Origin of the sequence: Moorena sp. SIO4E2, from assembly GCF_010671945.1 — a bacterium.
Lineage (GTDB): Bacteria > Cyanobacteriota > Cyanobacteriia > Cyanobacteriales > Coleofasciculaceae > Moorena > Moorena producens.
In genome coordinates this window covers 1-6,496 of record NZ_JAAHIE010000423.1, presented here as the reverse complement: position 1 = coordinate 6,496, position 6,496 = coordinate 1, and the positions used below count along the sequence as shown (strand labels likewise).

Here is a 6,496-nt window from a genome sequence, read left to right as displayed (position 1 = left end):
ACTCGCGCTTTGCATCAAGACAGGGACAAGAGTTTCAGGTTTTTTGTCCTGATTTAATAAAAGGTCGTAATAGTACCACTTTAATAGAAGTTTATTGATCACTGACACACCTATCCGGACTTAATCGATAAATCTTGAAAATGTTAAAGTACGAGGCTCCTAGCAGAGCCTAACTTTAGGATAGGCTGTAGCAAAATGAGTAACGTTTTTCAGTATACCTGTGGTTATCTTTCGGATATTGATCATGTGATTCAACCTCAGGCTAAGAGCTATCAAAAAAGTGCCCTTACCACCCTTGACCTTGGGCTGCTCACTGAGACCAAACTGAGCCTACCAATAGGACTTACGCAGAAACCCCTTTTATTAAAGTAATTACAGCGATTTCAGCCTTTTAATTATAGCAGTTTTAATTCCTTGAAGTACTTTGCTTATCCTTTTAATGCAGAGGGCAGAAGGCATTTGGCAGCAATATAGCGCTACGCTTAGCGTCAGAAGTCAGAAGTCAGAAGTCATAAGTAAGCGATTACTTACGTTTCGGAGTTTAGGAGCGATGCAGAGGTGCGACCCGTGGCGAATTTCATTCTTAATGCGGAAAACGCACCATTACGGTCTTGGGAAGGCAGCGCGGTCTTGGGGGTCTCCCCCATGAGCGACTGCCGTGGTTTCCCCCATGAGCGACTGCATCAAGACAATGTCCTAATCTGAATGCGTAGTGCTATACAAGAATGTCTGAAAGGCAATCAGCGCCAATAAATACTGTACCTCATATATTTTATAAAGGCTATATTTTTAAACTTTTTAATGGCATTAATTTTAAATATAATTAGATAATTATGATTCTTAATTAATCCCATTTATCTACCATAATTTTCAAATTTTAATCACCATTTTTATTTTTTTAAATTAATTTAAATTAATATATTTAAATACATTATTAATCCGGAATTAAACCCATCGTCAAAAAAAAACTCAATAAAAGTATCGAAAAATGCAGCCATATATTACCAATTATATAGGACAAGATACCGATAACATTATAGAAAAGCCAATCCAAGACTATCTGCCACAACTATTGACCAAAATCGAATCGGCTTTGTTAGCAAATCCGTTAGTTGACGACTGTGTTGTCCTGGAGAGGAAAATTACAGAAGAAAAGAAAAAAATAGCCCTCAGAGACAATTGTAGTTTTTTGCCTATTATTGCCTATGTAGTCTCAGCTGGATCACCTTCATCAGAACAACTGCGATCGCTCCTGCAAGGGGTCGTGTCAGACACCATCTCAGACACTCTGCTATCTAGTGGTGAACCAAAATTTGGTGAACCAAAAGTCCCCCTAATTATTGTTCCGGTAACTACCTTGCCCCTAACTCCCACAGGTGAGATAGATCAACAAGCACTAGCTTCTGTAGAAATAATTGATACCGACTTAGTGCAGCAATGGGAAGAGCAGCTACAGTCATATAGTTATGGAGGGGCAGAAATCAAGGAAGTCGCCGTAGTTCTACAAGACTACACCCAGCCCGACACACCCCTACATCTATTAGACCTACTTCCAGCCTCCACCGAAACTAGTCCAAAGCCAGAATTATCAAAAGCCAAACCCCTACCGAGGGATTACTCCAAGGCATCTTCCGACGATTGCGTTCCCGTAGCAGCTCGTACCGAGCATCCCGTAGCGGCTCAGGGGGAGCATCGCTCAAATTCCACCCCATCAAAACCCGCCATCAGTCATGGTGAAGCGCTACAGTTACCAACAGATATCTCAACTCTCTCCCAAGCGCTACTAAAAACTGCAAGGGTTGCGCCGGAGCAAGGGATTATCTATCTCGACTCTGATAGTCAGGGAAATACTCACCAAAACTATCAATCTTACCCAGCTCTCCTCAAAGAAGCACAGCGGATTCTTGGTGGCTTAAGAAAACTAAATCTAAAGCCTCAAGACAAAGTAATCTTCCAATTTGACCAAAATCAAGACTTCATTCCAACCTTCTGGGCTTGTATTTTGGGCGGTTTTGTCCCAGTCCCAATTGCGATCGCACCGACCTATGAGTCATCTAACAGTACCGTCAATAAGCTGTGCAATGCCTGGAAAATGCTAGAGCAACCGGTCATCCTAACCAGTGATACCCTTGCTCCAGCAATCCGTGCTTTATGCTTTCGCGTAGCGGCTCCTACCGAGCATCCCTTGCCCAAAAAAGAAATTTTAATTGAAACCGTAGACAACTTCCGCTCATCTGAGCCTGACCTAAATTACTATCACAGCCAACCGGATGATTTAGCAATATTGTTACTGACCTCTGGAAGTACAGGAATGCCTAAAGGCGTCAGGTTGACCCATGCCAATTTAATTAATAATGTCGCCGCCAGTGCCCAGAGGAATAATCTGACCCAGGATGATATCTCCTTGAACTGGCTTAATTTAGACCATGTTGGCTCTCTGGTACGCTGTTGTATTCGGGATGTCTATGTCGGTAACCTGCAAATCCATGCTCCCGCTAAAGCTTTCTTGGAAAATCCCCTCAATTGGTTGGATTGGATTGAAAACTATCGGGTTACCTTGGCCTGGGCTCCTAATTTTGCCCTAGGTTTGATAAATCAGAAAATAAATCAGAAATCCGTTGCGAACAGCCACCGGAAATGGGATTTATCTTCCCTCAAATCTGTATTAAGTGTGGCTGAGCCGATTGTACCTCAAACTGCAAAGCGATTCTTGCAGTTGCTTTCTCCCCATGGGTTATCCGTCAATGTCATGCATTCAGCTTGGGGAATGTCTGAAACCTGTGCTGCTGTGGTATTTTCCCATCGGTACTTGTTGAATTTACCGTCGGATAACCAGTCTGTTAACCACTCTGTTGTAGAAGTTGGCAGACCTGTGCCTGGCTTTTCTGTGCGGATTGTGGATGCACTCGGACAAATAGTTGAAGAAGATACAGTGGGTCAGGTACAGATTTCTGGTCCGATGGTGAGTGATGGTTATTACCAGAATCCTGAGCTAAATCGAGAAGCCTTTACACCGGATGGATGGTTAAAAACGGGAGATAATGGTGTACTGCGTGACGGACGTCTCACGATTACCGGTCGAGAAAAAGATGTCATTATTATTAATGGTCTCAATCACTATAGTTATGAAATCGAAGCAGTGGTTGAGCAGGTAGAGGGGGTGATTCCCTCTTACACAGCAGCTTGCGGAATTCGACAACCAAGTAAAGATACTGACCAATTGGTCATTTTATTCCATACTGATTGGTCTGAGGATGACCAGTTAACCCCATTACTCCAGGACATCTCCACTGAGGTGGTTAGCAAACTAGGGGTGAGTCCGAGTTATCTTATTCCTCTACCAAAAGAGGCAATCCCCAAGAGTTCGATTGGGAAAATTTTGCGATCGCAACTCAAGGAGCAGTTTAAGGCTGGTGAATTTGACCCGATTCTCAAACAAGTTGATTGTCTTCTGGGTAATGAGAATACCCTTCCAGACTGGTTTTATCGTAAAGTTTGGCATCGAAAAGAAGCAGTAACCTTAGGTAGGACACCTACAAATGGTCGAACTCTGATATTTCTAGACTCCTTGGGATTAGGAGAAGTATTGTGCTCCAAGCTAGGTAAAGACCAATGTGTAGCAGTGGAACCCGGAGCCCCCGGAGCCGATTTTTTGCGACTTACAGGTGCCAAACTTACAGATGCCCAACTTACAGGCAACCGCTATTCTATTGACCCCACCAATCCTGATCACTATCAGCAATTACTGAAGTCGTTGGTGGAAACCGACCAACCCATCCCACAGATTCTCCATTTGTGGACCTATGACGAGTATCGGGGAGAAATTGAGTCATCCGAAGCACTAGAACAAGCTCAGAATCAGGGGACTTACAGTCTACTATTTTTAATTCAGGCTTTGGATGGTTTGAAGTCACAGTTGAATTCACCCTTGAGAATTCTCAATTCAGAAGTCCAGTTGACTGTGGTTTCTAGCTATACACAGCCTACCTCGCCCCAGGATGACATTGCCTATGAGAAAAGTCCGATTCTGGGTCTGATCAAAACCTGTCCGAGAGAACTGCCTTGGCTGAACTGTCGCCATATCGATATACCTGTGGATGACCACCACATTAATGGGTTTCATATCCTGCGGGAAATGGCTGTATGTCAGAAAGAGCGAGAAGTAGCATACCGCAATCGCAACCGTTTGGTGCCCTTACTCGAAAAAGCTGACCTACCCCAACTCGAAAAACAGGAATTGCCCTTTAAGCAAAAGGGAATGTATTTGATTAGTGGGGGTTTGGGAGGGATTGGAGTAGAAATTGCTAAATTTCTCCTAAACCACTATCAAGCTCGTCTGCTTTTAGTTGGTCGAACCCCCTTACCAGAGCCGAGTACCAAAGGAAACCATTTAAAGGATGGAAATGGGTTCGCACCTGCCGTCAGAGCCTATCAAAACCTAGAGCAACTGGCCGAGCAACTGGGAGGAGAGATACGCTACGAGGCCGTGGATATTTGTGATTTAGCTCAGTTGCAACAGGTGGTTGAACGAGCCCAGTCTGACTGGCAAGCAAACCTTCAAGGGGTCATTCATTTGGCTGGAATTGCCCCAGAACATTTTTTAGTAGAGGAAACCCGCAACAGTTTTGCTGCTACACTTCGTCCCAAGCTTTTAGGGTCGTGGGTACTGCATCAACTAATTAAAGATAAGCCAGACAGTGTTTTTATCAGCCTTTCTTCCGTGCTAGCCTTCTTTGGGGGAGCGACAATTGGTGCTTATGCTGCCGCTAATAATTTTCTAGAGTGCTTCTGCTACTACCAGCGGCACAAGACCTTGGTGCGCAGCTACTGCTATGGCTCAAGCACATGGGTTGAGACCACCCTCAATCGGAGTAAACAGATTAGGGAGTCCCGTCGTGCCTTAGGTCAGTACGGAATTTTCAACCAACAGGGAATCAATTCTATTCTCGCTGGGCTGCACCACGACCAACACTCCCTGATTTTGGGTTTGGATGGCAGCAATCCCTATGTTAGACGATACACCCAACAGCCACCATACCATCGGCAGCGGGTATCGGTATATTTCACGGCGGTTACAGAACTATCTGTTGCTCAGTTGCAGAGGTTAGAGGCATTCGTTCCCTTTGGAACCTCTATCACCCCTAAGTTTCAGCAACTCCAAGCTATGCCCCTAACTCCCGCAGGTGAAATCGACCGAGAGCAGTTGATTTCACCAAGCAAAGACACTGAAAACGTCTTGCCAGTAACTGATATAGAGCGTCAACTGGCTAGCATTTGGCAGAAGGTGTTGGGAGTTTCCCAGATTGGCATCGATGACAACTTCTTCGGGTTAGGAGGAAATTCCCTCCTAGCTGTGCAGCTATCTGGTGAGATTGAGAAGACCTTCGGCAAACAACTGCCCCTAGCTGCTCTATTCCAAGCACCAACCATCAAGCAACTCGCTCACCTTCTGTGCCAGTCAGAATGGTCATCCTCTTGGTTTTCCCTAGTGCCCATTCAACCTAGTGGTTCCAAGCCAGTTCTGTTTGCGATTCACATCCTTGGGGAAGGGTTGATATACTACCGCGATTTGGTACGTTATCTTGGTTGGGACTATCCAGTTTATGGACTAAGTTATGGACTAGCAGCGGCTACTAACGCCAACAACATCAATACCAAACCGGGTATAGGTAATGGACTCAAGGAGTTAGCCGCTCACTACATTGAAGAAATGCGAAGGTTTCAACCCGAAGGGCCTTATTTTCTACAAGGGGTATCCCTCGGAGGTCAAATCGCCTTTGAAATGGCTAAGCAGCTTGATGCTCAAGGTCAGACTGTAGCAATTGTTGCCTTGTTTGATAGCTATGCTATTGGTTATCAGTGGAAGCCCTACGAAAATACCACTGTCTTACAACGGTACACTTTATTTTGGATACAAAAACTACAAACTTATTGGAATAACCTTTGGAGACTTGAACCTGACAAAAGGCGAGCTTACTTGTCTGAGAGAATCAGAGCGTTTGTCAGACATTATAAATCTGGAGCATACAAACGGCAATTCCAGTGGTTTGCTAAAAAGTCTAACTTATCTACCGAACCTGGTTTAGCAAACCCTAATTTGGTTGATGCCATCTCAGATATCCAAAATGTTAACTACGAGACTCAAGCATCTGAGCTGTCATCAGTCTACCCAGGGAAAATAACTCTCTTTCGAGCTAAACAGCAACCTCCAGGACATTACCATGACCCTCTTAATGGTTGGGATGGTATGGCAGCTTCTGGCATTGAAGTTCACCATATTCCTGGTGATCATATCTCAATGATGCTAGAACCCAATGTCCGGGTTTTGGCTGAAAAATTGAAAGCTTGTTTAGCTGTCCGGCAAAATTCATCCCACACCTAATGCTACGCATTAGGTGTGGGATGAATTTTGCACAGGGTATTATAAAATTGCTATAATATATGTACTGATAAACAAAGCCGTTCGCGTAGCGTGGCCTACGGCCTTAAATGCTGG

2 protein-coding genes are annotated in these 6,496 nt (G+C 44.4%); both read left to right on the top strand.

The window, feature by feature from the left end:
- The first annotated feature begins 567 nt into the window (after positions 1-567).
- Positions 568-705, top strand: coding sequence for a hypothetical protein (locus F6K37_RS29370; RefSeq protein ID WP_154659648.1), 138 nt, complete (start codon positions 568-570; stop codon positions 703-705).
- Between the two features lie 283 nt (positions 706-988).
- Positions 989-6,382, top strand: coding sequence for an SDR family oxidoreductase (locus F6K37_RS29365; protein WP_287254001.1), 5,394 nt, complete (start codon positions 989-991; stop codon positions 6,380-6,382).
- The last annotated feature ends 114 nt before the right edge of the window (positions 6,383-6,496 follow it).

Excerpts from the sequence above, each read along its gene's own strand:
- F6K37_RS29365 (WP_287254001.1), top strand. The coding sequence starts at position 989 with ATGCAGCCATATATTACCAATTATATAGGACAAGATACCGATAACATT.